Here is a 24,287-nt window from a genome sequence, read left to right as displayed (position 1 = left end):
GAAAGAGCGAGCGCTCAAAAGCGCCGTATTACATCGGCGGCGTGATGCCGTGCTCGCCCGCGGAGATGAAATTCGCCGCCATGGAGCCATCGGCTTCCTTATGGGCGAACAGCACGACCTTTGCGCCAGGCACCAGCAGCGCGCGGTCACCGGCTTCGAGCGCAACGATAGGCACGTCTTGCGGAATCACGACTTTCTTTTCGCCGTCCTTGTACTTGACCGTGATCGTGCGGCCGTTGCTGACCACGAGCGAACCGACCGTGCCGTTGGTCATCGTGCTGTTCGAGCCGAGGTCCCACGGACGGTGACCTTCGCCGGCGCCACGCATGCTGGCCGGGAATACATGCACTTCGAGGGCCTTCAGCGTGCCGTCGGGCTGCGGAATCGCGGCGGTGCCGACATAGCTGTCCGGCTTGATGTCGTTCACGTTGGCAATCGTCACGCCGCGAATCGGCGTGTCTTTGGCGAGCTTCACGTCGACGTCTCTGCCGTCGCGCGTGTGGACCTTGAGCAGGTCGCCCGAGAGCGAGGTGACGGTGCCGCGCACACCGGTGGGCGCGGCGGTCTGAGCTTCTGCGACGGATCCTGCTGCGAACAATGAGGCGGCGACGAGCGCGGGGGCGACGAAGGCGCGCATCGCATTGGCGGAGACAATCTTCATGGGTTTGCTCTGGGTGGGTGAAAGATAGCGTCAGGTTAGGCGCGCGATTGGCTCCGGCAGGTGACAGACAGATGACAAAAACGTCATGAACGGCGCGCCGCGGCCACGTAGAATGGCCGCCATATCCACGTCCACATTCATGACCCGCGCCCGATGCGGCGCGCGGGGTTGGAACACCAGGCACCATGAGCATCCTCGTCATCGAAGACGACCCGAAAACCGGCGACTACCTGAAGAAAGGGCTGCGCGAAAGCGGCTACGCGGTCGACCTTGCGCGCACCGGCACGGATGGGCTGCACATGGCGCTCGAACACGCTTACGACCTCGTGGTGCTGGACGTGATGCTGCCCGGCATCGACGGTTGGGAAATCATGCGCGCGCTGCGGGCGCGGCGCGATCTGCCGGTGATTTTCCTGACCGCGCGCGATCACGTCAGCGACCGCATCCGCGGCCTCGAACTTGGCGCCGACGATTACCTCGTCAAGCCGTTCTCGTTCACCGAGCTGGTGTTGCGCATCCGCACGTTGTTGCGCCGCGGGGTGATCCGCGAGAGCGATGTGTTCGAGATCGCGGACCTCAAGCTCGACGTCCTGCGCCGCAAAGTGACGCGCGAAGGCGTCGAGATTCCGCTGACCAATAAGGAATTCATGCTGTTGCATCTGCTGGTGCGCCGGCAGGGCGAGGCGTTGTCGCGTACGCAAATCGCCTCGGAGGTGTGGGATATGAATTTCGACAGCGACACGAACGTGGTCGACGTGGCGATCAAACGGCTGCGCGCGAAGATCGATCATCCGTTTGAGAAGAAGCTGATTCATACGGTGCGCAGCATCGGCTACACCTTCGGCGACGGCGCATGAAACTGTGGACCGAACGTTCGTTGACGGCTCGCACCACGATGCTGTTCGCCTCGATCGCGTGCGTGGTGATCGGCACGTTGGGCATGTATTTCTACCACTCCGCCGAGCTGTCGTTGCAGCGTCGCGCGGACGTGGTGCTCACCGGCCGTGTCGAGCACTTCAGCCGCATCGTGCACGATCTCTATTCGGTCAGCGAATTGAAGAGCCGGCCTTTGCTGTTCGAGAGCATGCTCGGCGCGGAGCAAGACGTGTTGCAGTTTCGCCGCCCGGGCGAAGCGCCGTTCATCGACGTGAATCCCGGTCATGTCGCCGTGCCGGCCCTGCAGGCCGGCACCGCTGACCACTTGCCGACGCCCTCGGACATTCGCCAGACCGTGCTGCCGGACGGCGTGCCGGTGCATTGGGCGATTGCTTCCGTCAAGGCGCGCGAGGACGGCAGCGAGGTCGAAGTGATCGCCGCGCATCCGATGACCCAGGAAGTGCGGATGCTGGCCGCGTATCGCAATCGCATCCTGCTAGCCACGCTGAGCGGCATGCTGGCTGCCACGTTGCTCGCCTACTACGTGCTGCGTCGCGCGTTGCGGCCGGTGCGCGAGATCGCTACGCGGGCGGCGCAGATCAGTCCGGCGAGTTTGTCGGTGCGGCTCGATAGCGAGTCCGCGCCGGCCGAACTGCGCCAGCTCACGCACGCCTTCAACGCCATGCTCGACCGTCTCGCTGATGGCTACCAGCGCCTCTCACAGTTCTCCGCCGATCTGGCGCATGAAATTCGCACGCCGGTAGGCGCCTTGATCGGCCAGACTCAGGTAACGCTCGCCAAACCGCGCGATGCCGAGGAATATCAACAGCTACTCGAATCGAACCTCGAGGAACTGAGCCGTTTGAGCCACATCGCGGAGAACATTCTGTTTCTTGCGCACGCGGATCATGCGGCACTGTCCATCGATCGGGAACCGGTCGATCTGCGCGACGAACTCGTCAGGATCGCAGACTATTTCGAAGGCCCGGCCGACGAGCGTGGCATGCGCTTTACCGTCGAGGCTCAGGGCGTGGCATCGGTCAATCCGATGCTGTGCCGCCGGGCGATCAACAATCTCGTCGTCAATGCGGTGCGGTATGGCGCGAACAATACGGTGGTACGTTTGAGCGGCGCGCAGGACGAACAGGGCGCGACCGTGGTGGTGGAAAACGACGGTGCGCCGATTCCCGGCGAGCAACTGGACCGCCTGTTCGATCGCTTCTACCGCGCGGATGCGGCGCGCAGCGAGTTCACCGAATCGAGCGGGCTGGGGCTCGCGATCGTCAAGGCGATCATGCATCTGCACGGCGGCACGGCGCGCGTGGTGTGTCCGGTGCCGGGCGTGGTGCGCTTCGAATTGCGTTTTCCGGGCGTTTAGCCGGCTGCCTGCGTGACTGGGGTCGTGTCCGGCGTGTGGCAACACACGAACAGCGGCCGCGGTGTATCGGCTGCCATCCACCCTGCCCAGCAGGCGTCGCTGTCACGGAACTTGAGCCGCAACCCTAACGTGTCCATCAGCACGCTATAAAAGCCGAATGCACGCTCGAAATCCGAAATGCCGACGAATACGTGGGAAAGCATCGGAGTCGCTCCTCATTTGCACTGCGGTGCCGGCCCGAGCTGGGTCAGACGATTCAAACCTTCTTCAGATACTCGGCCTTCAGCATGAAGTTGCCGGCGTCCATCTTGCAGTCCACTTCATGATCGCCGCCAACGAGGCGAATGCTCTTCACCTTGGTGCCCATTTTCAGCGTAATCGACGAGCCTTTCACTTTCAGGTCCTTGATCAGCACCACCGCGTCGCCGTCCGCCAACGGGTTGCCGTTGGCGTCCTTGACGACGCGTTCGTCGGTCTCGTCAGCGCTTGCGGCAGCGGTCATCGGCCACTCGTGCGCGCAATCGGGGCAGACGTAATTTTCGCCGTCGGGGTAGGTGTTTTCCATCGCGCATTGCGGGCAGGCGGGAATCGTCGACATGATTTTCTTTCCAGAGCGCGGCGCACCGCGGATAAATTAGGGGCTGGCGAGTATAGCGGACGTTGACCTGGCCGCCTTCGTCCCACGCGCCGGGAGCTGTTTCAATCGCCCGGCGCATCCTCAGCTGGACGGTTCGCGTAGTGCGCATGCTTTTCCTCATACATCAGCAGATCGGCGCGTTGTATGCCGGCCTCGAGCCGATCGCCGCGCTGGCACGTCGCCACGCCCATCGAAAGACTCAGCAGCGAACCCGGATAAAACTGGTTGTTCAGATCGACCAGTTGACGGATCGCATCGACCATCGCGGCGCCGCCGCGCTCGTCGGTGTCGGGCATCAGGATCGCGAACTCGTCACCGCCGATGCGCGCTGCGTGAAAGGGCGCGTCCGTCGCCTTGGCGAGGACTTCGCCGGCCCGCCGTAACAGCGCGTCGCCGGCCGCGTGGCCGAGCTGGTCGTTCACGCGTTTGAGGCCGTTGAGATCGGCCATGATGATCGTCACCGGCCACGGACCCTTGCGCTCCAGCCGGTTCAGTTCATCCACGTAAAAGGAGCGGTTGCGCAGCTTGGTCAGCACGTCATGCTTGCCGAGAAACTCCAGGTACGCTTCGGCCTTCTTGCGCGCCGTGATGTCGGTGAGGGCGACCAGCACCAGGTCCCAATTCTTTTCATGACCCGGCAGGACGGAGAACTGCAGGTGTACGTGCACCTCGTTGCCGTCGAGCGAATAGTTGAGCACTTCGCGCTGCTGGAACAGCTTGCCGTCCCACAGGTCGATCAGCTGCTCGCGAAAATGCGGCCGCATGTCGTCGCGGAAAACGTCGGGCAGACGCGAAAGAAGCGTTTTCTTGTCTTTCGCCATGAACATTTCGAGCGTGTGCTGGTTCACGTCGAGCACGTGGATTTCCTGCATGCAGCGCTCGACAAACTCGGGATGCACGTCGGTAAACACGCGGAAATCGCTGATGCCGGCCGAGCGCGCATCGTCGAGTAGGCGCTTGACCGCGCTGAAATCTTCCACCCACAACGAAACCGGCGAATGTTCGAACAGGCCGCGCACATATTCTTCGGCAAGCGTCACGCGATGCCGCGCGCCTTCCAGTTCGGTGATGTCTTCGACCGACACGAGCACGCGGTCCCACCGTTCTTCATGGCCGGGCAGCACGGCGCCCTTGAGCAGCACATCGAGGCGCCGTCCGCCGAGCGTGTAGTTGACTGTCTGGCTCGTGAACTGTGCCTGGCCCGCCCACAATTGGCATAGCTCTTCGAGGTGGGTCTTGAGCATGTCGTCGCGGAACACGGAGGCGAGGTTGCGGGTGAGCGCGTCGAAGTCGGCGGCCTCGAATTGCGTCAGTGTCTTCTGATTGACCTTGATGACGCGGATGCTGTGCGCGCATTCGGCGACCCGGCTTTGATCCGCGGCGAAATGGGCGCGCAGGTCCGTCACGCCTTCGGCCCGCCAGACGTCGAACAGCGCCCGCACGCCGCTGAAGTCTTCGAGCCAGAGGGAGACAGGCGCGAGTTCGAACATTTCGGAATCGTCCCTCAAGGGGGCGTTCTCCGGAGCGTCGTTGGTGGGCGCTGAGCCGCGCGGCAGGTTGTCCAGCATGAGATTCCCGTGGTCGGAGTTCCGGCTATTCTAAGGCGGCTTCCGTTCGCCTCGAAAGAAAGACGCATGACGCATGGCGTTCGCGCCGGTCCATTCACGAAGATAACGGCGTGGTCCGGATGGACTTTAGGCTGCACGGCAGCAGGTTCGCAACCGGGCTTTTCGCTCGCGACGGCTTGCGACTGTCCGTGGTCGGTCATGATCGCTGAAGCGTTGATGATCGCTCGCGATCGCCCGCCAGCAGGGCTGCCGGGGCCTTGTTACACTCACTCGTCGTGTCTCCAGCCCGTCGCCACCTCAGGAAAATACGCCTCTCATGAAGCCATCCCTGCTGGTTCTGATTCCCTTGAAAGAAGCGAGCCGCGCCCGTGTCGAGGCCGCTTTCGACGTCGTCCATGCACCCGATGCCAGCCGGCGGGCCGCCGCGCTCGCCGCGCACGGCGAGACGGTCCGCGCCGTGCTGACCAACGGCACGACGGGGCTGACGGCCGCTGAAATCGACCGGATGCCGCAGCTCGAGTTCGTCAGCGCGCTCGGCGCCGGCTACGAAAACCTCGCCATCGATCACGCCCGCTCGCGCGGCATCGTGCTCGTCAATGGCGCGGGCACCAACGATCATTGCGTGGCCGATCACGCGTTCGCCTTGCTGCTCGCGGTGGTGCGCGACGTGCCGCAACTCGATCAGGCCACCCGCCAGGGCGCCTGGCGCGACACGTTGCCGATGCGCCCGAACGTGTCCGGCAAGCGGCTCGGCATCGTCGGGCTCGGCAATATCGGCGAGAAGGTCGCGCGGCGGGGGGCCGGGTTCGACATGGAAATCGGTTACCACAACCGCACACCGCGCACAGGCTCGCCGCTGCGTTATTTCGACAGCGTGGAGGGACTTGCGCGGTGGTGCGATTTTCTCGTGGTGGCGACGCCCGGCGGCGCCGGCACGCGTCATCTGATCGGCAAGGCGGTGCTGGACGCACTTGGGCCGGACGGTTTCGTGGTCAACGTTTCTCGCGGCAGCGTGGTGGATACCGCTGCTTTAGCGGATGCGCTTGCCGCCGGCGCGATTGCCGGCGCGGGTCTCGACGTCTACGAGGGCGAGCCGCATCCACCGGAAGCCTTGCTGAGCCTGCGCAACGTGGTTCTGACGCCGCATGTGGGCGGCCGTTCGCCGGAGGCGATCGCGGCGTCGGTCGACAATTTCCTGGCCAACGCCGGCCGCCATTTTGCTGGCGAGACGGTATTGACGCCGATCTGATCGTTGAGGGTAACTGAAGCTAACTGAAGGCAAACTGAAACCATCGGCACGGCGGATAGTTTCTCTCGCAAATCGCGATTTCCCTTGCAGGCCGGCGGCGAATAGGATGGTCGGTATCGAACCACATCGCTTCGACATAGCCGGAGCCGCGACGGAGATCCCGCATGGAACACCACGCCCGCACGCAGGACGAGCGGCTCGAGATCAAGACGACCACCTGCTACATGTGCGCCTGCCGCTGCGGCATCCGCGTGCATCTGCGCGAAGGCGAGGTGCGCTATATCGACGGCAATCCCGAGCATCCGCTGAACCAGGGGGTGATCTGTGCGAAAGGCGCTTCGGGCATCATGAAGCAGTACTCGCCCGCGCGCCTGACCCAGCCGTTGATGCGCAAGGCGGGCGCGGAGCGGGGCAGTGCGCAGTTCGAACCGGTCTCGTGGGACGTGGCGTTCGACGTGCTCGAAAAGCGCCTCGCCACGATTCGCGCCACCGACCCGAAGAAGTTCGCGCTGTTCACCGGCCGCGACCAGATGCAGGCGCTCACCGGCCTCTTCGCCAAGCAGTTCGGCACGCCTAATTACGCGGCGCATGGCGGCTTCTGCTCGGCCAACATGGCGGCCGGGATGATCTATACGATCGGCGGCTCGTTCTGGGAGTTCGGTGGGCCCGATCTCGACAGCGCCAAGCTTTTCTTCATGATCGGCACGGCCGAAGATCATCATTCGAATCCCCTCAAGATCGCCATTTCCAAGTTCAAGCGCGCGGGTGGGCGCTTCATCGCGATCAATCCGATCCGTACCGGCTACGCCGCGATCGCCGACGAATGGGTGCCTATCAAGCCCGGCACCGACGGCGCGCTGTTCATGGCGTTTCTGCACGAACTGATCGCGGCCGACGCCTGGGACCACGAGTTTGTGCAGCGCTATACGAACGCGGCCGAGCTGGTCGATCTCGACGAAGCCAGCGAGACCTTCGGCCTGTTCGTGCGCGACCCGGATAGACCGGCTGGCAATCCGCTCTTTCCGCAGAATCATCTCTGGTGGGACGCCGACGGCGCGCGCGTCGTGCCGCATCATGCGCCGGGCGTGACGCCCGCGCTAGACGGCCGCTATACGCTCGCGGACGGCACACCGGTCACGCCGTCGTTCGCCTTGCTGCGCGAACGCGTCGCCGACTGCACGCCGGAGTGGGCCGCTGAAATCACCGGCATTGCCGCGGACACGATTCGCCGCCTCGCCGGCGAAATGATCCAGACCAGCCGCGATCACCGGATCGCGCTGCCGATCCCATGGACCGACGCGTGGGGCGAGACGCATGAGGCCGTCACTGGCAATCCGGTTGCCTTTCACGCAATGCGCGGGCTGGCCGCGCATTCCAACGGCTTCCAGTCGATCCGCGCGCTGGCGGTGCTGATGTCGCTGCTCGGCACGATCGACCGCCCGGGCGGCTTTCGTCATAAGTCGCCGTTTCCTCGCGCGGTGCCGCCATCGGCGAAACCGCCGAACAGTCCGCACGCCGTCAAGCCGAACACGCCGCTCGCCAGCGGTCCGCTCGGCTGGCCCGCCGCGCCTGAAGATCTGTTCATCGACGAACAGGGCGGCCCGGTTCGCATCGACAAAGCTTTCTCCTGGGAATATCCGCTCGCCGTGCACGGCCTGATGCACAGCGTGATCACCAACGCGTGGCGCGGCGATCCCTATCCCATCGACACGCTGCTGATCTTCATGGCCAACATGGCCTGGAATTCGTCGATGAATACGGTGAAGGTGCGCGAGATGCTCGCCGACAAGCACGCGAACGGCGAGTACAAGATTCCGTTTCTCGTGGTGTGCGATGCGTTCCAGTCGGAGATGACGGCGTTCGCCGATCTGATCCTGCCGGACACGACCTATCTCGAGCGGCACGACGCGATGTCGATGCTCGACCGACCGATCTCCGAATTCGACGGTCCGGTGGATTCCGTGCGCGTGCCGGTCGTGCCGCCGACCGGCCAATGCAAGCCGTTTCAGGAAGTGCTGATCGAACTCGCTTCGCGCCTCAGGCTTCCCGCCTTCACGACGGCCGAAGGCACGCGCCGTTTTCGCGACTATCCGGATTTCATCGTCAATCACACGACCTCGCCTGATTCCGGCGTGGGCTTTCTGATCGGTTGGCGCGGCAAGGACGGCGACAAGGCGCTGGTGGGCGAGCCGAATCCGCAGCAGTGGGAACAGTACGCAAAGAACAACTGCGTGTTCCATTACCGCTTGCCGGAGACGCTCCAATACATGCGCAACTGCAACGGGCCGTATCTCGACTGGGCAGTGAAGAACGGCTTCCGTAAATTTAACGAGCCGATCCTGATCCAGCTGTACTCCGACGTCATGCAAAAGTTCAGGCTCGCCGCGCAGGGTCGCACGCGCGGCAGGCAGCCGCCCGAGCACCTGCGGGCGCGGGTCGAAAAATATTTCGATCCGCTGCCGTTCTGGTACGCGCCGCTCGAAAGCGATTCCACCGATCTCACGCGTTTTCCGCTCGCCGCGGTGACGCAACGGCCGATGGCGATGTATCACTCATGGGATTCGCAGAACGCGTGGCTGCGGCAGATTCATGGCGAGAACTATCTCTACATGAATCCGCTGATGGCGGCCGAAAACGGCATTGCCGACGGCAGCTGGATCTATGCCGAATCGCAGTGGGGCCGCGTGCGCTGCATGGCGCGCTTTAGCGAGACCGTCGAGCCGGGGACGGTATGGACCTGGAATGCGATCGGCAAGGCCTCGGGCGCATGGAACCTCGGCGCCCACGCGAACGAATCGCAGCGTGGCTTCCTGCTCAATCACCTCATCACCGACGAGTTGCCCGGCCGCGACGCAGCGTCCGGGCGGCTCTCGAATTCGGACCCCGTGACAGGGCAGGCCGCGTGGTACGACGTGCGCGTGCGCATCTATCCCGCGGAAGCGGACGCGTGTCACACGCTGCCGCAGTTCGGCGCGATGCCCGCGTTGCCGGGATCGAACGGGGTGATATCGCGGGTTGTGCAGACCTATTTCGCGGGGCGCGGCGAATTCGCGGCGCGGCTGCGTGGCGCACAAGCTGCGCCTCGGAAAAGGAGCGATTGATGACTCAGATGGCTTTGGTGATCGACCTGAACGTATGCGTGGGATGCCAGGCTTGCGTGACGAGCTGCAAGGAATGGAATACGTCGGGCGAGTCGGGCAGCCTCGCCGATCTCAATCCGTACGACGCCGATCCGTCCGGCACGTTCTTCAATCGTGTGCAGAGCTTCGAGGCCGGCAGCTTCCCGAACGCCGACACGATCCATTTTCCGAAGTCGTGCCTGCACTGCGAGGACCCGCCGTGCGTGCCGGTGTGTCCGACCGGCGCCAGCTACAAGCGCAAGGAAGACGGCCTCGTGCTGGTCGATTTCGACAAATGCATCGGCTGCAAATACTGCGCGTGGGCCTGTCCGTACGGTGCGCGCGAACTCGACGAGGCGCGCAAGGAGATGACCAAGTGCACGCTATGCGTCGATCGCATTCACGATGAAAACCTCTCCGAGCGCGACCGGCAACCCGCGTGCGTGCTCGCGTGCCCGACCTCCGCCCGGCTGTTTGGCGACATCCACGATCCGGAGTCGGTGGTGTCGAAGGCAATCGAGGAGCGCGGCGGCTATCAGTTGATGCCCGAATGGAACACACGGCCGGCGAATCACTATTTGCCGCGCGTCAAGACGTCGGCATCGGCTTGCGGCAGCGGCGCCTGCGGATGCAAAGACGCCGGTACGGCCCTCGATGTACCCGACTCGCCCGCAGCACGGCTCGAGCGTGGCGAACTCCATCTTGCGTCGATGGCGAAGCGTATCTAAAGGACCTCGCGATGAATCCGGCTTTTTCGGTGGTTTTTCTCACCACATTGAGCGGCGCGGCTCAGGGCCTGTTGATCGCGCTCGTCGGCGTGGAGACGGCCGCGCATCTGGGACTCGTCACGGCGCCTGCTGATGCGTTCTACATCACTGGGGCGGGCTTGTCGGTCGTGTTGGGCGGCCTCGGCCTGATCGCCTCGTTCTTCCATCTCGGCCATCCGGAGCGCGCATGGCGCGCGGTGGCGATGTGGCGGACCTCGTGGTTGTCGCGCGAATGTCTGTGCCTGCCGGCGTTTCTCGCTTGCGCGTTCTTCTACGGCGTCGCGCACGGGTTCGGTTCGCCTTGGTCGCTCGCGATAGGCTGGCTCGGCGTGCTGGCGAGCGCCGCGCTGTTCGTCTGCTCGGCGATGATCTACGCATGCCTGCGCTTCCTGCAGGAATGGGCCACGCCGCTCACGCTGGTCAATTTCGTGCTGCTCGGCTGCGCCTCCGGCTTCACGCTGGCGACGGCGCTGAGCGCGGGGTTCGCGCCCGCGCTGACAGCGGGGCTCGCCATCGGCGCCTGCGTGCTGACGCTCGCGGGCTGCGCGAGCCGCTCGGCATCGCTCGTACGCAATGCGCGCTTGCGGCCGAAGTCCACCGTGCAGAGCGCGACCGGCATCCACAACCCGAAGCTCGTGCAGGTCTCGCGCGGCTTTACCGCCGGGGCGTTCAACCTGCGCGAATTCTTTCACGGCAAATCGGCGGGGACGCTGCGCGGCGTCAAATGGGGATTCCTCGTGGCCGCGTTTGCGTTGCCTGTCGTATTGATCGCGCTGGGTGCGGGCTTGCGCCCGATCGGCGCGTCGCTCGGCGTGCTGGCTGCCGCCTGTCTGGTGCAGTACGCCGGCCTCGTGGCGGAACGCTGGTTCTTTTTCGCCGAAGCGAAGCATCCGCAGAATCTGTACTACGCGCGAGTCGGTTGATGCAGGCGCGTTGGCGTTCGCACCAGAACCTCCCATCGCACGGGAACAGTGCTGTGCTGCACCATCGCCGTGCCTTGCCGCGCTACACATAGATTGGAGCGCCGGCCGGACGTCCGTCGCGCGGCATCGCTGTTGCCGGCTTTCCGGCACGCCGAACACCGGATTCCGCGGTATGGCACGGCATATGCATATAGGTCCCGCATAGGATCAAAGTCGACCTATCTTCATTCGAATCAATAGCAGCATCCTCATAACGGGGTTTTGGACAACGGCGTCCCCCGAATCCGGTCATCCGACCGGGTTCGCGGGACGCTTTTTCTTTTTTCTGGAACGACGATGACGGACAAAGCAACTCGCATCGAACTCTTCAGCCTGCGCACGCCACCGATGCGCGTTTTCCATCTGACGTGGATGGCGTTCTTCGTCTGCTTCTTTGCGTGGTTCGCCTGTGCGCCATTGATGCCGCTGATCAAGCGCGAATTCGGGCTTTCCGTCGATCAGGTCGCCAATATCAACATTGCCGCGGTCGCGGTCACGATCCTCGTGCGTTTGGTGATCGGTCCGCTATGCGACCGCTACGGTCCACGCAAGGTCTACTGCGGCCTGATGCTCGCGGGTGTCTTTCCGGTGCTCGGCGCGGCGCTCTCCACGGGCTACGAGAGCTTCCTGCTGTGCCGCCTGTGCATCGGCGCGGTTGGCGCCTGCTTTGTCATTAGCCAGTACCACACCTCGACGATGTTCGCGCCGAACGTGGTCGGCACCGCCAACGCGGCGACAGCCGGATGGGGCAATACCGGAGCCGGCGTGGCGCAGGCACTGGTGCCGCTGCTGCTGGCGGCGATCATGGCGCTCGGCGCGACAGAGCCGTCGGCATGGCGCCTCGCGCTGGTGGTGCCGGGCCTCGCGATGCCGGTCATGGCGTGGTTTTACTGGCGTTTCACGCAGGATTGCCCGCAAGGAAACGTTGCGGAACTGCGCTCGCGCGGTATCGCGATCGAAGGCGGAAAGAAGGGCGGTTGGGCGAGTTTCCGGGCGGCCTGCGCGAACTATCGCGTCTGGATGCTGTTCACCACCTACGCAGCGTGCTTCGGCGTCGAGGTTTTCATTCACAACGTCGCCGCAATCTATTACGTCGACCATTTTCACCTGTCGCTAAAGGCGGCGGGCATTGCCGCCGGCAGCTTCGGCCTGCTCGCCCTGTTTGCCCGCGCGCTGGGTGGCTGGCTGTCGGACAAGGCTGCCGCGCGTCGAGGCCTCGACATCCGCGCGAGCTTGCTGTTCGTGCTGATCGTCGGCGAAGGTCTGGGCCTCATGGGTTTCGCGCACGCGAACAGCATCGCGCTGGCCGTGATCTCCATGCTGGTTTTCGGTCTGTTCACGCACATGGCTTGCGGCGCGACCTATGCGCTGGTGCCGTTCATCGACCGCAAGGCGCTCGGTGGCGTGGCGGGCGTGATTGGCGCGGGCGGCAATGTCGGCGCGGTGGTGGCCGGTTTCCTGATGAAAGGCGTCGGCAGCATCCAGCAGACGCTGGCGCTGCTCGGCATGCTCGTCACACTGTCCGCGTTATGCGCGCTGGCCGTGCGCTTCAGCAGCGAACACAAAGCGCGCGAGGCGGCGCTGCGCGAGCACGCGTTGACCGTTGCCGGCACCAACGGCATTGCAAATTGACGACGCTGCCCTCGCATAAGGGGCTGTCGTCATCGCCCCGGCGCTGCACGGCGAAGGTGCCATGGCGCACCACCAATGTGCTGCGCTGCATCAAAATGCATCAACCCGGTTCGGGCAGCGCGGCCTTGCGATGGCGCCTTTCCCCGCGCAGGGCCGGACAGCAGCTCATTGACCCGCATGGCATGGCCCTTGCGTGAATGACCGCGGCGGATCAACGACGATCCGGCCAGCATGCAGCAAAAGTCGCTCTGCAGATTCCTTGGCTTTTGGACAACGGCGTCCCCCGAATCCAGTCACCTGATGACTGGTTCCGCGGGACGCCTTTTTATTTGCCGGACGAAAACTCCGTGGTCGCAGAGACCGCATGGCCCTCCGCCCCACCAACCTTGAGGAATTCAGCATGAACAACGATCGACTTCCGCAATCCTGGATGCCCGTGTGCGCGCTCGACGACATCGTTCCGAATACCGGCGTGTGCGCGCTTGTCAACGGCGAGCAGGTTGCGGTATTTCACGTGACCACCGGCGACGCGGAAGCGGGCATCTACGCGATCGACAACTTCGATCCGGGTTCGCAGGCGGCGGTGCTCTCGCGCGGGCTGATCGGCAGCCTCGGCGAGCGCATCGTGGTGGCCTCGCCGATCTACAAGCATCATTTCGATCTGCGCACCGGCGAATGCCTCGAGGCGCCCGAGAATTCCGTCAACGCGTATCCGGTGCGCATCGAGAGCGGTAAGGTGTGGGTCGCGGCATGAGACATGAGCACGCCGCGCCGGGCTCGGGAGGCGCATCGCTCATCGCGCCTTCCCGCCCGCGTCTGGTGGTGGTCGGCAACGGCATGGCCGGCATGCGCACGGTCGAGGAGCTGCTGAAGCTCGCGCCGGATCTCTACGACATCACCGTGTTCGGCGCCGAGCCGTACGGCAACTACAACCGCATCCTGCTGTCGCCGGTGCTCGCGGGCGAGAAGCGCGTCGACGAGATCATCCTCAATACGCGCGACTGGTATGCGGACAAGGGTATCCGGCTGCATGCGGGCGACCCGGTGGCCGCGATTGACCGCAAGCGCCGCATCGTGCGCTCGCAAAGCGGCATCGAGGTGGGCTACGACCGGCTGCTGATCGCAACCGGCTCCAAGCCATTCCTGATTCCGGTGCCGGGTCATCAGTTGCCTGGGGTGATCGCGTTTCGCGACATCCAGGACGTCGAAACGATGCTCGCGGCTGCGCGCAGTCACCGCCACGCCGTGATCATCGGCGGCGGTCTCCTTGGGCTGGAGGCGGCGAACGGGCTCATGCGCCAGGGCATGTCGGTGACCGTCGTGCACGACACCGACAGCCTGATGGACCGCCAGCTCGACAGGAGCGCGTCGGCCCTGCTGCTGCAGACGCTGGAGCGCAGGGGTTTGCGTTTCCTGATGAAGGCGCGCACTGCCGAAATCGTCGGGCCGGAGCGTGTCACCGCGGTACGGTTTGACGACGGCATGGAGATTCCCGCCGACCTGGTTGTCATGACGGCCGGGGTGCGCCCGAATATCGAGCTCGCGAAGCAGGCGGGCTTGCACTGCGAACGCGCGATCGTCGTCGACGACACCTTGCAGACCTACGATCCGCGCGTCTACGCCGTCGGCGAATGCGTGCAGCACCGCACGGCGACCTTCGGTCTCGTCGCGCCGATCTGGGATCAGGCGCGTGTTTGCGGCGCGCATCTGGCCGGTGCCGGTCACCGCCGCTACGTGCAGCGCGCGACGGCGACCAAGCTGAAAGTTACCGGCGTCGACCTGTATTCCGCCGGCGATTTCGTCGGCGGCCCGGATAGCGAAGATCTCGTGTTGCGCGATCCGCGACGCGGCATCTACAAGCGCCTCGTGATCGAGGGTAGCCGGGTGATCGGCGCGGTCCTGTACGGCGACGTCAAGGACGGCGCCTGGTACTTCGAACTGATCCAGAACCGGACCGACATCGCGCCGTTGCGCAGCCGGCTGTTGTTCGGCAAAGCCCTGTGCGAGGCGCAGCCCGCCTGAACCGGAATCGAACGTGAGTCTTCCCATCGTCATTGCCAGTCCGCCCGACGCCAGTCGTGACGCGGTCCGAACCACCTGTCCCTATTGCGGCGTCGGCTGCGGTGTACTCGCGACGCCACGCCCGGACGGCCAGGCCGACATTGCCGGCGACGATCGCCATCCGGCAAATGCCGGCCGCTTGTGCGTGAAAGGCTCGGCGCTCGGCGAAACGGTCGGGCTCGATGGACGCCTGCTGCATCCCAGGCTGCGCGATCCGGGCAGCGGTGAATTGCGCAACGTGTCGTGGAACGATGCGCTCGACACGGTTGCCGGCGGTTTTCGCCGGATCATCGATCAGCACGGCCCGGATGCCGTCGCGCTCTACGTCTCGGGGCAACTGCTGACGGAGGACTACTACGCCGCCAACAAGCTGATGAAGGGCTATGTCGGCAGCGCGAACATCGACACCAATTCGCGCCTGTGCATGTCGTCGTCGGTCGCGGGGCACAAGCGTGCGTTCGGCGAAGACCTCGTGCCGGTGTGCTACGAGGACCTCGAGCTCGCGGACCTGGTCGTGCTGGTCGGATCGAACACGGCGTGGTGCCATCCGATCCTGTTCCAGCGGATCGTCAGGATCAAGGAAACGCGGCCCGATGTGAAGGTCGTCGTGATCGACCCGCGCTACACCGCGACCTGCGAGATGGCCGACCTGCATCTGCCGCTGAAGGCGGGCACCGACGTTCGACTGTTCAACGGACTGCTCAGTTTTCTCGCGGAACACGACACGACCGATGCAGGTTTCGTCGATGCGCATACGACCGGCTACGCCCAGGCACTCGATGCCGCTTCAACCGACTCGGCGAACGGCTTCGACCTCGCGCAGTGCGCGAAGGCCTGCAAGCTCGACCCGCACGATCTGCTCGAGTTCTACCGGCTCTTCGCGCGGACCGAGCGGGTCGTGACGGTCTATTCCCAAGGCGTGAACCAGTCGACCTCCGGCACCGACAAGGTCAACAGCATCATCAATTGCCATCTGCTGACAGGCCGCATCGGCAAGCCGGGGATGGGGCCGTTCTCGTTCACCGGACAGCCGAACGCGATGGGCGGGCGTGAAGTGGGCGGCCTCGCGAACACGCTGGCGGCACATCTGGAACTCGACAATCCGCGTCATCGCGAGCTCGTGCAGACCTTCTGGGGCTCGCCCGCCATCGCGGAACGGCCGGGACTCAAGGCAGTCGAGTTGTTCGAGGCGATCGAGACGGGCCGCATCAAGGCTGTCTGGATCATGGGCACGAACCCGGTTGTGAGCCTGCCCGATGGCGATCAGGCGAAGCGCGCGCTCGCGCGTTGCGAGCTCGTCGTCAGCTCCGACATTGTCGAAAACACGGATACCAATGCGTTTGCCCACGTCCTGCTGCCGGCGCTCGGCTGGGGCGAGAAAGACGGCACCGTCACCAACTCCGAGCGCAGGATTTCGCGCCAGCGAGCGTTCCTGCCGGCACCGGGCGAAGCGCGCGCGGACTGGCGGATCATCTGCGACGTCGCACAGCGCATGGGGTATGCCGGCTTCGATTTTTCGGCGCCGCATGAGATCTTCGACGAGCATGCACGGCTGAGTGCCTATCGTAACGAGCCGGGCAACGGTGGCGAGGCCACGGGCAGCCTGGGAAAGATGAATAACGGACACACCGAAGGCGGTGTGCCGCGCGTGTTCAATCTGGGTGGGCTCGTCGCGCTCGGCCCCGAGCGCTACGACGCGCTGCAGCCGATCCAGTGGCCGGTGCCGGCGGCGAATGGCGCGGAGCAGCGCGGGACCGCGCGACTCTTCGGCGATCGCCGCTATGCGCACGCGGACGGCAAGGCGCGGTTCGTCGCGACCCCGCCGCGCGCGCCGGTCCACGCGCCGGACGACGAGTATCCGCTGACGCTCAATACCGGCCGGGTACGCGACCAATGGCACACGATGACCCGCACGGGCAAGTCGGAGAAGCTCGCCGGCCACGTGACGGAAGCCTTCGTCGATTTGCATCCGCAGGACGCGCTGTCGTGCGGCGTGCGGGAAGGTGAACTCGCGCGTGTGTCGAGCCGGTGGGGCACGATGGTCGCACGTGTGCAGCATGGCGGCGGCATGTCGCGAGGCAGCGTGTTCGTGCCGATTCACTGGAACGATCAGGTGGCGTCCGACGCGCGTGTCGGCGCGGTGGTGAATCCCGAGGTCGATCCGGTCTCCGGGGAGCCCGAGTTCAAGCACACGCCGGTTCGCATCGACAGGTTCGACGTCGCCTGGCACGGCTTCTCGTTGAGCCGTCACGCTCCGGTGCTGGACGGCATGACCTACTGGACGCGCGTCCACGGCACGCAGTTCGTGCGCTACGAACTCGCGGGGCGCAAGCCGCTCACCGATCACGGCAACTGGGCGCAGGCGCTATTCGGCATCGACGATCCGCACGCCGACTGGCTGGAATACGAGGACAGGACGGCGGGAATCTATCGCGCCGTGCATCTGGTCGACGAGCGTATCGAGAGTTGCATCTTCGTATCGGCGCGCTCCGAGTTGCCGTTGCCGTCGCGTACCTGGCTCGCGGGCCTGTTCGGGAAGAACAGGCTCGACGACGAGGACCGTGCCGGTCTGCTGGTCGGGCAGCCGATTGGCAAGGGTGTCGATACGGGACCCACGGTCTGCTCGTGTTTCGGCGTGGGACGCAATACGATCTGCGCGGCGATCCGGGAGCACGGGCTAAAGACCGCGGCGGAAATCACCGCGTGCCTGAAGGCCGGCGGCAACTGCGGATCCTGCGTGCCGGAACTGAAGAAGCTGTTGGTCGACACCGAACTGGAAAGGTTGAGCACAGCTTGAAGGAGATTGACGCTTCATGATGAAGAGACTCAAAACCATGCTGGCCGTGATCAAAACCGGCGACACTGTGTTCGCTCGCCATGACGACGGCAACGTCACGCCGTCAGGTTCAGAAGGTGTCGGAGAAGGGCATCTGCGACATACGGCGAGTCCTCGCGCCTCACATTTGAGCGAACGGGGGCGGCACGACCGTGCGCGGCGCCGCACCCGCAAGCCGGGCGCAGCCGTGGGCGCGGTGCACCCTGGCGCGCCACGCTCGCATCGCTATTGATGCGTTGGCCTTGGCCTTGGCGTTTGCGTTTGCGTTGGAAGGGCGCGGTTTCGACACGCCGCGCGGTGCGACTAACGCCGCAGTTCCGACATGATCTTTTCGGCGAGAAAGTCGCATGGCGGCCGCTTCGATTTGGCACTCCGCGCGAGTATTAGCTCCAGCGCGGCGATTTCGGGCAAGCCCTGCGCGTGGCCGAGCAAGGTCAGATGAGCAGGAACCGCGCATTGCGCGAGCGGCGCCACCGCGAGTCCTGCTTCGACCATGCTGAGCAGGCCCATCAGGCTCGGGCTCTCGTACGAGGTCCGGTAGGTGATCTTCGCCTGTTCAAGACTGCGGATCGCGTTTTCCCGGGCGACGCTGCCCGGCAGGAACACGGCAATCGGCAGCGGCCGCTCGCGCCAGATGTCGTGCGCGCTGGGCGCCGCGGCCCAGACCATCGGTTCGAGCCGGATGAATTCGCCGGATAGGCCCTTGACGCGCGTCCCGCAGACCAGGTCGACCGAGCCGTCCTTCACCATGGGCGCGAGCGCCACGCTCGGCAGTCCGACGACCTGAATCTCGACCTTCGGGTAGGTCGCGGAAAATTTCTTGAGGATCGACGGCAGCAGTGACGAGGCGTAGTCGTCGGGCACACCGATGACGACCCGGCCGGTTACGTCGGGCCGGACCACCGCCGCCCACGCTTCATCGCGCAGGGCGAGCATGCGCCGCGCGAACGTCAACAACACTTCGCCATCTTGCGTCGGGATCACGCTTCTTGGCTTGCGCACGAAAAGCGGCTTGCCGAGCGCGGTTTCGAGGGTCTTGATCTGCATGCTCACCGCCGATTGCGAGCGATGGACGATTTCCGCCGCGCGACTGATGTTCCCCGTGTCGGCCACGGCCACGATCATTGTCAGAACGTCCAGATCCAGTGCTTTCATTGGTATCAGATAAATCGATGGATACCATCAATATTACGCGATTTTCTTAGATCGACGCGTCGTGCATAGTGCTGGAAAGGAGCCTCATGTATGAACGCGCGAACCGACCCTTCAGTACTTTCAGTCCCGGAGCTGTGCTTTGCCACCGTGCCCTCCGGCATCTGCGTGCCCTATGTGATCAGCGGTTCGGGAGAGCCACTGGTCTTCGTGCACGGATCGCTGTGCGATTACCGCTACTGGAGCAGTCAAACCGATTTTCTGTCGAAGCATTTCCTCTGTATTTCGGTCAGCCTTAGCCACTACTGGCCGGCGGACGATGCCTGCATTCAAGGGGAATTTGGCTGGAAGACGCATGTCGCGGAACTCGCCGAGTTCATCGCGGCCATGAACCTCGGGCCGGTTCATCTGGTGGGGCACTCGCGCGGAGGATGCGTCGCATTCCACGTGGCGCGGGAGTATCCACGCCTCGTGAAAACGCTGACGCTTGCCGATCCGGGCGGCCCGTTGCAGATCGACGGGATGCCGGAAGCCTCGCTGCCGCCTGCGACCAACGTCCTTCGCGCCAAAGTCGCCGATTTGATTGAAAGCGGTGCGATCGACGCCGGACTGGAACTCTTCGTCGACTCGGTGAGCATGCCCGGCTTCTGGCGCAAGAGTCCCGCCGGTTTTCGCACCATGGCGATCGACAATGCCGCCACGCTGCCGAAGCAGTTTCGCGATCCGTTGCCGGCGTACTCACGTGACGCAGCGCGTGACGTGCAGTGCCGGACGTTGCTGATCGAAGGCGAAAAGAGCCCGCGCATGTTTCGCAACAACGTCGACAAGCTCGCGGATTGGGTCGACCACGCGGAAAAACAAACCATTGCGGGCGCATCGCATGGGATGAACGTCGCGAAGCCCGGGGTATTCAACCGGCTTGTCCATGCCTTTGTAAGTTCCTGGTAATACTGATTTTCGGGCAACGCGCACAACCATCAGAAATCAGAAAGAAGAATAACCATGGATCATTTCCTGCGCGCCAGCCTCGCGGGCGAATTGCACGCCCGGCCGTTTCTGCGGATTGGCGGTTCGGTGGCGCTCGCGCACTTTGCCATCTATGCCGACGGCGATCCTTCCGTTCACGAAGCGCTGCTTCGATCGCTGTGCAGGCTGACAGGTCTCGCGATTCCCGCCGACGGAACGACGCATTACTCGGCGCGGTGGAATGAGGAGAAGCAGTTGAAGTGGGAGCGGCACACGGAATTCTCCACCTTCACGTTTGTCGCGCAACGTCATGACGCGGACTACTTCTCCGATCTGCCGTCGGCCCATATTCCATCCGAATGGTTTCGCGGTTTTGAAGGCAAGCGGTTCGTCGCGATCCGCATGGAACTCGTGTCGGGCGACTCGACCGGCGCGGCACGCCAGAGCGTGCGGCAGTGGATCGACGGTCCCGTTCTGGTGGGCAGCAAGGTGCTGGGAGGCGGGCAGGTTTACTGCGACTGGAGCGTGCGGCCCGACGGCTTCTCGCGATTTCTGGTGATCGACGACGACTTTCGGGAGGAGCAGGGCGGACGTCTTCTGCAGCGACTCTACGAGATCGAGACATACCGGATGATGGCTTTGCTGGCGCTGCCGGTTGCCCGCGAACTGGGCAGAAGTCTCGACGAACTGCAGTCGGCGCTTCAGCCGTTGATGCACAGCATGGACACGAGCCAGGGGCGCCGCAACGATGCCGAACTGCTGGTGCGCCTCACGCATCTTGCCGTGCGCATCGAGTCGCTGGCGGGCTCGAGCGGGCGCTTCAGCGCCTCGCGCGCTTATGAAAAACTCGTCCTTGCCCGCATTCAGGAGCTGCGCGAAGAGCGCATCGAAGGCGTGCCGACCATCGCCGAATTCATGGAGCGGCGCTTCGCCCCCGCGATGGAGACGTGCAAGACCGTCTGGGCGCGCCACGAACAATTCGCCGGACGGGTGGCAAGGGCGGTCGATCTGCTGCGCACGCGCGTCAATCTGGCACAGGAAGAAGACACGACCCGCTTGCTGGAAGGCATGAATCAGACCGCACAAAGCCAGTTGAGGTTGCAACATGCGGTCGAGGGCCTGTCTGTCGCCGCCATCTCGTACTATGTGCTTTCCTTGGCGTCGGCCGGATTCAAGGCCCTTCATACCCTCCATTTTCCACTCGATCCGGAACTGGCCGAAGGGCTCCTGATCGTCCCGGTCGTCCTGCTGGTCATGCGCACAATCCGGCGCAGCAAAGGAAGACACGCGGCGCCCCGATCGGAATGGCCGACGTCCCGGCGATCCGGGAGTCCGGGTGCCGGGGTTTGCGACTGAACTCCCTGTTTGGTGGGGACTCCACCGGCTCCCGGTTGCCGCTTACCCGCACGCGCCGACTTCGCCACACGCCGTGCAGAAATCGCAGCCATCCTTGCGAATCACAGCGTTCGCACCGCAGGAGCCGCATTTGCGTCCGAGCATGGTGTGCAGCCCGAGCGCGCCACCGGATTGCGTCAGCGTTGTCTCATCAGCGTCACCAGGATGCGGACGGATGCCGAAATCCGCCGGCAACGCCGTCTCGGCCTTCATCTGACCGCGAGGCAAACGCGCCAGCATGCGCGACGGCACCTGGTTGCCTTCGGCGTCGAGAAAACCGCGACGATGCAGAATCTGCTGGATTGCAAAAGCGAGCGCCGCCACTTCTGAATCGTGCCAGCGCGGCGTGCGATGGCCGTCCAGACGCTGCACTTCGCCGAGCCGCACCTGCCCGCGATCCCACGACACCTTGCGCATATCCTGCAGGTTGCGCGCGACAAAACCGCCGCGTGCCGCGAGCGACAGCGAACGCATCGTCGCCGTGATCCATTGCTGAGATTCGTCGCGCTGCCCGGTCGGAATGAAGAACTCGATAGGGCGTTCGATCGTGACCTCGTCACCGCCCAGGCGTCCCGTCACTTCGATAAACGACACGGCTACGTAAAGCGATTTCTTGCCGGCTTGCGTGAGGTATTCGACTTTTTCGATGATCGCCGGCAACTCGCCCTTCGGCCGATGATCGATCGCGATCCGCAGCGGATCCTGATCGGTTTCGGCCAGCGTGTCGTCCGCTTGCGGCGCGCTCACGCTCAGCACCGCGCCGAGCGTTTCATTCGGACGGTAGGTGGCGAGACCCTTGAGACCGTTTTTCCACGCGTCGAAGTAGAGGCTTTCGAACGCATCGAACGGATAGTCCGCGGGCACGTTCACGGTCTTCGAGATCGACGTGTCCACGTACGGCTGCACGGCGGCCATCATGTCGAGGTGGTCGCGGGCCGACATTTCGAGTGCGCTGACGAAGTAGTCCGGCAAGTTGTTCACATCGCCGCCGAGCTCGCGATAAAGGCGATACGCGTAGTCTTCGACGTCGAACGATTCACGGCCCCCGTCGGCCATCACCTTCATGCGCGTGTAGGTCCACGAGAAGGCCGGCTCGATGCCGTTCGACGCGTTGTCCGCGAACGCGAGGCTGACGGTGCCCGTCGGCGCGATCGACAGCAGGTGGCTGTTGCGGATGCCGTCGCGGCGGATTGCATCCTTGATGTCGTCGGGCAGGCGGGAGGCGAAGGTGCCGGCGTCCAGATAACGTCCGGCGTCGAACAACTCAAACGCGCCGCGCTCGCGCGCCAGCTCCACCGATGCCCGATAGGCCTCGTCGCGCATCAACCGGGCGATGCGCACCGCGAAGTCGCGGCCTTCCTGCGAGTTGTAGCGCAGGCCAAGCATTACCAGCGTATCGCCGAGGCCGGTGAAGCCCACGCCGATGCGCCGCTTGGCGCGCGACTCGTCGTATTGCTGCTGCAGCGGCCATAGCGTGACGTCGAGCACGTCGTCGAGAAAGCGCACCTGGATGCGGGTGCGTTTGGCGAGACCGTCCCAGTCGAACGAAGGCTTGCGGCCTTTCGTTTGCGCGAACGGATCGAGCACGAAACGCGTGAGGTTCAACGGTCCGAGGTTGCAGCAGCCATAGGCCGGCAGCGGTTGTTCGCCGCACGGGTTGGTGGCGCGGATGGTTTCGACGGCGCGTAGATTGTTGTCCTCGTTCATGCGCGAGATGAACACGATGCCGGGCTCGGCGACGTCGTACGTGGAGCGCATGATGCGGTCCCAGATCTCGCGGGCCGGCCTTTCGCTGTAGACCCACAGGCCGTCCTCGCGTTGCCGCACATCGCCTGCCGCGCGCAGCGCCGGCGACGGCTCCGCGTGGTGCACGAGTTGCCAGGGCTGATCTTCTTCGACAGCGCGCATGAATTCGTCGGTGACGCCTACCGACACATTGAAGTTGTTCCAGCGGCCCTTCGAATGTTTTGCCTCGATGAACTCGATCAGATCGGGATGATTGCAGTCGAGCACGGCCATTTGCGCGCCGCGCCGCGAGCCGGCGCTTTCGACAGTCCGGCACGAGGCGTCGAACACGTCCATATAGCTGCACGGTCCGGACGCCGACGAACTGGTGGTATGAACGCGGGCGCCCTTGGGCCGGATGGCGGAGAAGTTGTAGCCGACGCCGCCGCCGCGGCGCATCGTTTCGGCGGCTTGCAGCAGCGCCACGTAGATGCCCGGCAGGCCCTGTTCGTCGACGCCTTGGATCGCGTCGCCGACCGGCTGCACGAAGCAGTTGATAAGCGTGGCGGCGATGCCCGTGCCCGCCGCGCTCATGATGCGCCCGGCGCCGAGCGCGCCGTGCCGCAGGTTGTCGGCAAACAGCGCTTCCACCGATTCGCGCAGGGCTTCCGGTTCCGCCTGGGCGACGCCGCGGGCGACGCGCTGGAACACGTCGTCGGCCGATTGCTCGTCGCCTTTCGCATATTTCTCGAGCAGGACGTCCAGAGAGAATTGTTGCGGTGCAACTAGCGGGGCGGGAGAAACCGCTGCGGCGCGGGTGTCGTGCGTGTCTTCTGCCATGGTGTCGCCTCTCGTTTGCCGCGGACGGGCCGCGGCGTGTTCGAATGGGTGAGGACGTTCATTTAACCGTGCGCGTCTGGCGGGTGTGGTGACCAGGCGCAACGGAGATCACCTTAACGCACGTGACCAAGGGCCGCAATCCGGCTTTTGGAGGCGAGGCCGCAGCGTGGCTGTCCGCCAGTGCCGGCGGCCTTCGGCCGTGGCCGTTATGGACATGCAGGCAGTGAATTGACGAGCGGCGCCGGGCGTGTCGGAGAGCGGACGAGAAGTGGACGAGAAACGGGCGCGGGCGAGAAACGGGTGAAAAGTAGCTGAAAAGCAGGTGAAAGGCAGGCTGGAAGCGGGCGAAAAGCGGGCAGCGAGGTGGAGAAACTGCACCCATCAATCAGGCGGGAGGCCTGCGACGACAGGCGCCGTAAGCGCCGCAACCGCATGCCGCAAGCGCACGGCAGCCACGTACCGT

At 64.3% G+C, this 24,287-nt stretch carries 19 protein-coding genes; 13 read left to right on the top strand and 6 right to left on the bottom strand.

Annotation, left to right across the window (positions count from 1 at the left end; all coding sequences use genetic code 11):
- Nucleotides 1-28: 28 nt before the first annotated feature.
- On the bottom strand, nt 29-661 hold the full coding sequence (locus tag DSC91_RS07905; RefSeq protein WP_115777612.1) for a hypothetical protein: 633 nt from the start codon (nt 659-661) through the stop codon (nt 29-31).
- A 185-nt stretch (nt 662-846) separates the two neighbouring features.
- Between DSC91_RS07905 and DSC91_RS07900 the strand changes: the two genes are divergently transcribed.
- Entirely contained in the window at nt 847-1,518 is a 672-nt protein-coding gene (locus DSC91_RS07900; RefSeq protein WP_093638501.1) for a heavy metal response regulator transcription factor, read from the top strand.
- Complete coding sequence (locus DSC91_RS07895; protein ID WP_115777611.1) at nt 1,515-2,915, top strand: heavy metal sensor histidine kinase; 1,401 nt, start codon at nt 1,515-1,517, stop codon at nt 2,913-2,915. The genes DSC91_RS07900 and DSC91_RS07895 overlap by 4 nt, the downstream gene beginning before the upstream one ends.
- On the opposite strand, the gene DSC91_RS07890 is transcribed toward DSC91_RS07895, so the two are convergent.
- The 3 genes from DSC91_RS07890 to DSC91_RS07880 form a co-directional block, all read right to left on the bottom strand.
- Entirely contained in the window at nt 2,912-3,118 is a 207-nt protein-coding gene (locus DSC91_RS07890; RefSeq protein WP_175171979.1) for a VOC family protein, read from the bottom strand. The two genes, DSC91_RS07895 and DSC91_RS07890, sit on opposite strands and share 4 nt — an antisense overlap.
- A gap of 53 nt (nt 3,119-3,171) precedes the next feature.
- On the bottom strand, nt 3,172-3,513 hold the full coding sequence (locus DSC91_RS07885; RefSeq protein ID WP_115777610.1) for a zinc ribbon domain-containing protein YjdM: 342 nt from the start codon (nt 3,511-3,513) through the stop codon (nt 3,172-3,174).
- Nucleotides 3,514-3,614: 101 nt separating this feature from the next.
- Nucleotides 3,615-5,120: a sensor domain-containing diguanylate cyclase gene (locus DSC91_RS07880; protein WP_115777609.1), complete on the bottom strand. Its 1,506-nt coding sequence runs from the start codon at nt 5,118-5,120 to the stop codon at nt 3,615-3,617.
- A 316-nt stretch (nt 5,121-5,436) separates the two neighbouring features.
- On the opposite strand from DSC91_RS07880, the gene DSC91_RS07875 reads away from it, so the two are divergent.
- From DSC91_RS07875 to DSC91_RS07835, 9 genes are all read left to right on the top strand, one after another.
- On the top strand, nt 5,437-6,369 hold the full coding sequence (locus tag DSC91_RS07875) for a 2-hydroxyacid dehydrogenase (protein WP_115777608.1): 933 nt from the start codon (nt 5,437-5,439) through the stop codon (nt 6,367-6,369).
- Between the two features lie 164 nt (nt 6,370-6,533).
- Nucleotides 6,534-9,470, top strand: a complete 2,937-nt coding sequence (locus DSC91_RS07870; RefSeq protein ID WP_115777607.1) for a molybdopterin-dependent oxidoreductase — start codon at nt 6,534-6,536, stop codon at nt 9,468-9,470.
- Nucleotides 9,470-10,216 (top strand): 4Fe-4S dicluster domain-containing protein, encoded by a 747-nt coding sequence (locus tag DSC91_RS07865; RefSeq protein WP_115777606.1) that lies wholly within the window; start codon nt 9,470-9,472, stop codon nt 10,214-10,216. Before DSC91_RS07870 ends, DSC91_RS07865 begins: the two co-directional genes overlap by 1 nt.
- A gap of 11 nt (nt 10,217-10,227) precedes the next feature.
- Nucleotides 10,228-11,178 (top strand): dimethyl sulfoxide reductase anchor subunit family protein, encoded by a 951-nt coding sequence (locus DSC91_RS07860; protein ID WP_115777605.1) that lies wholly within the window; start codon nt 10,228-10,230, stop codon nt 11,176-11,178.
- A gap of 336 nt (nt 11,179-11,514) precedes the next feature.
- A complete protein-coding gene (locus DSC91_RS07855) occupies nt 11,515-12,849 on the top strand; it encodes an MFS transporter (protein WP_115777604.1) in 1,335 nt (444 codons plus the stop codon).
- Between the two features lie 400 nt (nt 12,850-13,249).
- Nucleotides 13,250-13,603: a nitrite reductase small subunit NirD gene (nirD, locus tag DSC91_RS07850; RefSeq protein ID WP_115777603.1), complete on the top strand. Its 354-nt coding sequence runs from the start codon at nt 13,250-13,252 to the stop codon at nt 13,601-13,603.
- The gene (locus DSC91_RS07845) at nt 13,600-14,871 is read left to right on the top strand and encodes an NAD(P)/FAD-dependent oxidoreductase (protein WP_115777602.1); all 1,272 of its coding nucleotides are present in this window, start codon (nt 13,600-13,602) and stop codon (nt 14,869-14,871) included. The genes nirD and DSC91_RS07845 overlap by 4 nt, the downstream gene beginning before the upstream one ends.
- Before the next feature lie 13 nt (nt 14,872-14,884).
- Nucleotides 14,885-17,707 carry a nitrate reductase gene (locus DSC91_RS07840; RefSeq protein WP_115777601.1) on the top strand — a complete coding sequence of 941 codons (2,823 nt, stop codon included), beginning with the start codon at nt 14,885-14,887 and terminating at the stop codon, nt 17,705-17,707.
- A gap of 16 nt (nt 17,708-17,723) precedes the next feature.
- Complete coding sequence (locus DSC91_RS07835) at nt 17,724-17,978, top strand: hypothetical protein (protein ID WP_115777600.1); 255 nt, start codon at nt 17,724-17,726, stop codon at nt 17,976-17,978.
- Between the two features lie 71 nt (nt 17,979-18,049).
- On the opposite strand, the gene DSC91_RS07830 is transcribed toward DSC91_RS07835, so the two are convergent.
- Complete coding sequence (locus DSC91_RS07830; protein WP_175171977.1) at nt 18,050-18,901, bottom strand: LysR substrate-binding domain-containing protein; 852 nt, start codon at nt 18,899-18,901, stop codon at nt 18,050-18,052.
- Nucleotides 18,902-18,991: 90 nt separating this feature from the next.
- Between DSC91_RS07830 and DSC91_RS07825 the strand changes: the two genes are divergently transcribed.
- Both DSC91_RS07825 and DSC91_RS07820 read left to right on the top strand, forming a co-directional pair.
- Nucleotides 18,992-19,846 carry an alpha/beta fold hydrolase gene (locus tag DSC91_RS07825; protein ID WP_115777599.1) on the top strand — a complete coding sequence of 285 codons (855 nt, stop codon included), beginning with the start codon at nt 18,992-18,994 and terminating at the stop codon, nt 19,844-19,846.
- Between the two features lie 54 nt (nt 19,847-19,900).
- Complete coding sequence (locus DSC91_RS07820; protein ID WP_115777598.1) at nt 19,901-21,220, top strand: DUF3422 family protein; 1,320 nt, start codon at nt 19,901-19,903, stop codon at nt 21,218-21,220.
- 42 nt (nt 21,221-21,262) lie between these two features.
- Here DSC91_RS07820 and DSC91_RS07815 read toward each other — a convergent pair whose 3' ends face one another.
- On the bottom strand, nt 21,263-23,824 hold the full coding sequence (locus DSC91_RS07815; RefSeq protein WP_115777597.1) for an adenosylcobalamin-dependent ribonucleoside-diphosphate reductase: 2,562 nt from the start codon (nt 23,822-23,824) through the stop codon (nt 21,263-21,265).
- Nucleotides 23,825-24,287 lie beyond the last annotated feature (463 nt).

This window comes from Paraburkholderia caffeinilytica (assembly GCF_003368325.1).
Lineage (GTDB): Bacteria > Pseudomonadota > Gammaproteobacteria > Burkholderiales > Burkholderiaceae > Paraburkholderia > Paraburkholderia caffeinilytica.
The sequence above is the reverse complement of the archived record's forward strand: the minus strand, read 5'-3'. Positions and strand labels throughout refer to the sequence as shown.

Excerpts from the sequence above, each read along its gene's own strand:
- DSC91_RS07870 (WP_115777607.1), top strand. The coding sequence starts at position 6,534 with ATGGAACACCACGCCCGCACGCAGGACGAGCGGCTCGAGATCAAGACG.
- DSC91_RS07875 (WP_115777608.1), top strand. The coding sequence starts at position 5,437 with ATGAAGCCATCCCTGCTGGTTCTGATTCCCTTGAAAGAAGCGAGCCGC.
- DSC91_RS07815 (WP_115777597.1), bottom strand. The coding sequence starts at position 23,824 with ATGGCAGAAGACACGCACGACACCCGCGCCGCAGCGGTTTCTCCCGCC.
- DSC91_RS07885 (WP_115777610.1), bottom strand. The coding sequence starts at position 3,513 with ATGTCGACGATTCCCGCCTGCCCGCAATGCGCGATGGAAAACACCTAC.
- DSC91_RS07845 (WP_115777602.1), top strand. The coding sequence starts at position 13,600 with ATGAGACATGAGCACGCCGCGCCGGGCTCGGGAGGCGCATCGCTCATC.
- DSC91_RS07865 (WP_115777606.1), top strand. The coding sequence starts at position 9,470 with ATGACTCAGATGGCTTTGGTGATCGACCTGAACGTATGCGTGGGATGC.
- DSC91_RS07825 (WP_115777599.1), top strand. The coding sequence starts at position 18,992 with ATGAACGCGCGAACCGACCCTTCAGTACTTTCAGTCCCGGAGCTGTGC.
- DSC91_RS07880 (WP_115777609.1), bottom strand. The coding sequence starts at position 5,120 with ATGCTGGACAACCTGCCGCGCGGCTCAGCGCCCACCAACGACGCTCCG.
- DSC91_RS07830 (WP_175171977.1), bottom strand. The coding sequence starts at position 18,901 with ATGAAAGCACTGGATCTGGACGTTCTGACAATGATCGTGGCCGTGGCC.
- DSC91_RS07900 (WP_093638501.1), top strand. The coding sequence starts at position 847 with ATGAGCATCCTCGTCATCGAAGACGACCCGAAAACCGGCGACTACCTG.
- DSC91_RS07835 (WP_115777600.1), top strand. The coding sequence starts at position 17,724 with ATGATGAAGAGACTCAAAACCATGCTGGCCGTGATCAAAACCGGCGAC.
- nirD (WP_115777603.1), top strand. The coding sequence starts at position 13,250 with ATGAACAACGATCGACTTCCGCAATCCTGGATGCCCGTGTGCGCGCTC.
- DSC91_RS07860 (WP_115777605.1), top strand. The coding sequence starts at position 10,228 with ATGAATCCGGCTTTTTCGGTGGTTTTTCTCACCACATTGAGCGGCGCG.
- DSC91_RS07895 (WP_115777611.1), top strand. The coding sequence starts at position 1,515 with ATGAAACTGTGGACCGAACGTTCGTTGACGGCTCGCACCACGATGCTG.
- DSC91_RS07890 (WP_175171979.1), bottom strand. The coding sequence starts at position 3,118 with ATGCTTTCCCACGTATTCGTCGGCATTTCGGATTTCGAGCGTGCATTC.
- DSC91_RS07855 (WP_115777604.1), top strand. The coding sequence starts at position 11,515 with ATGACGGACAAAGCAACTCGCATCGAACTCTTCAGCCTGCGCACGCCA.
- DSC91_RS07820 (WP_115777598.1), top strand. The coding sequence starts at position 19,901 with ATGGATCATTTCCTGCGCGCCAGCCTCGCGGGCGAATTGCACGCCCGG.
- DSC91_RS07905 (WP_115777612.1), bottom strand. The coding sequence starts at position 661 with ATGAAGATTGTCTCCGCCAATGCGATGCGCGCCTTCGTCGCCCCCGCG.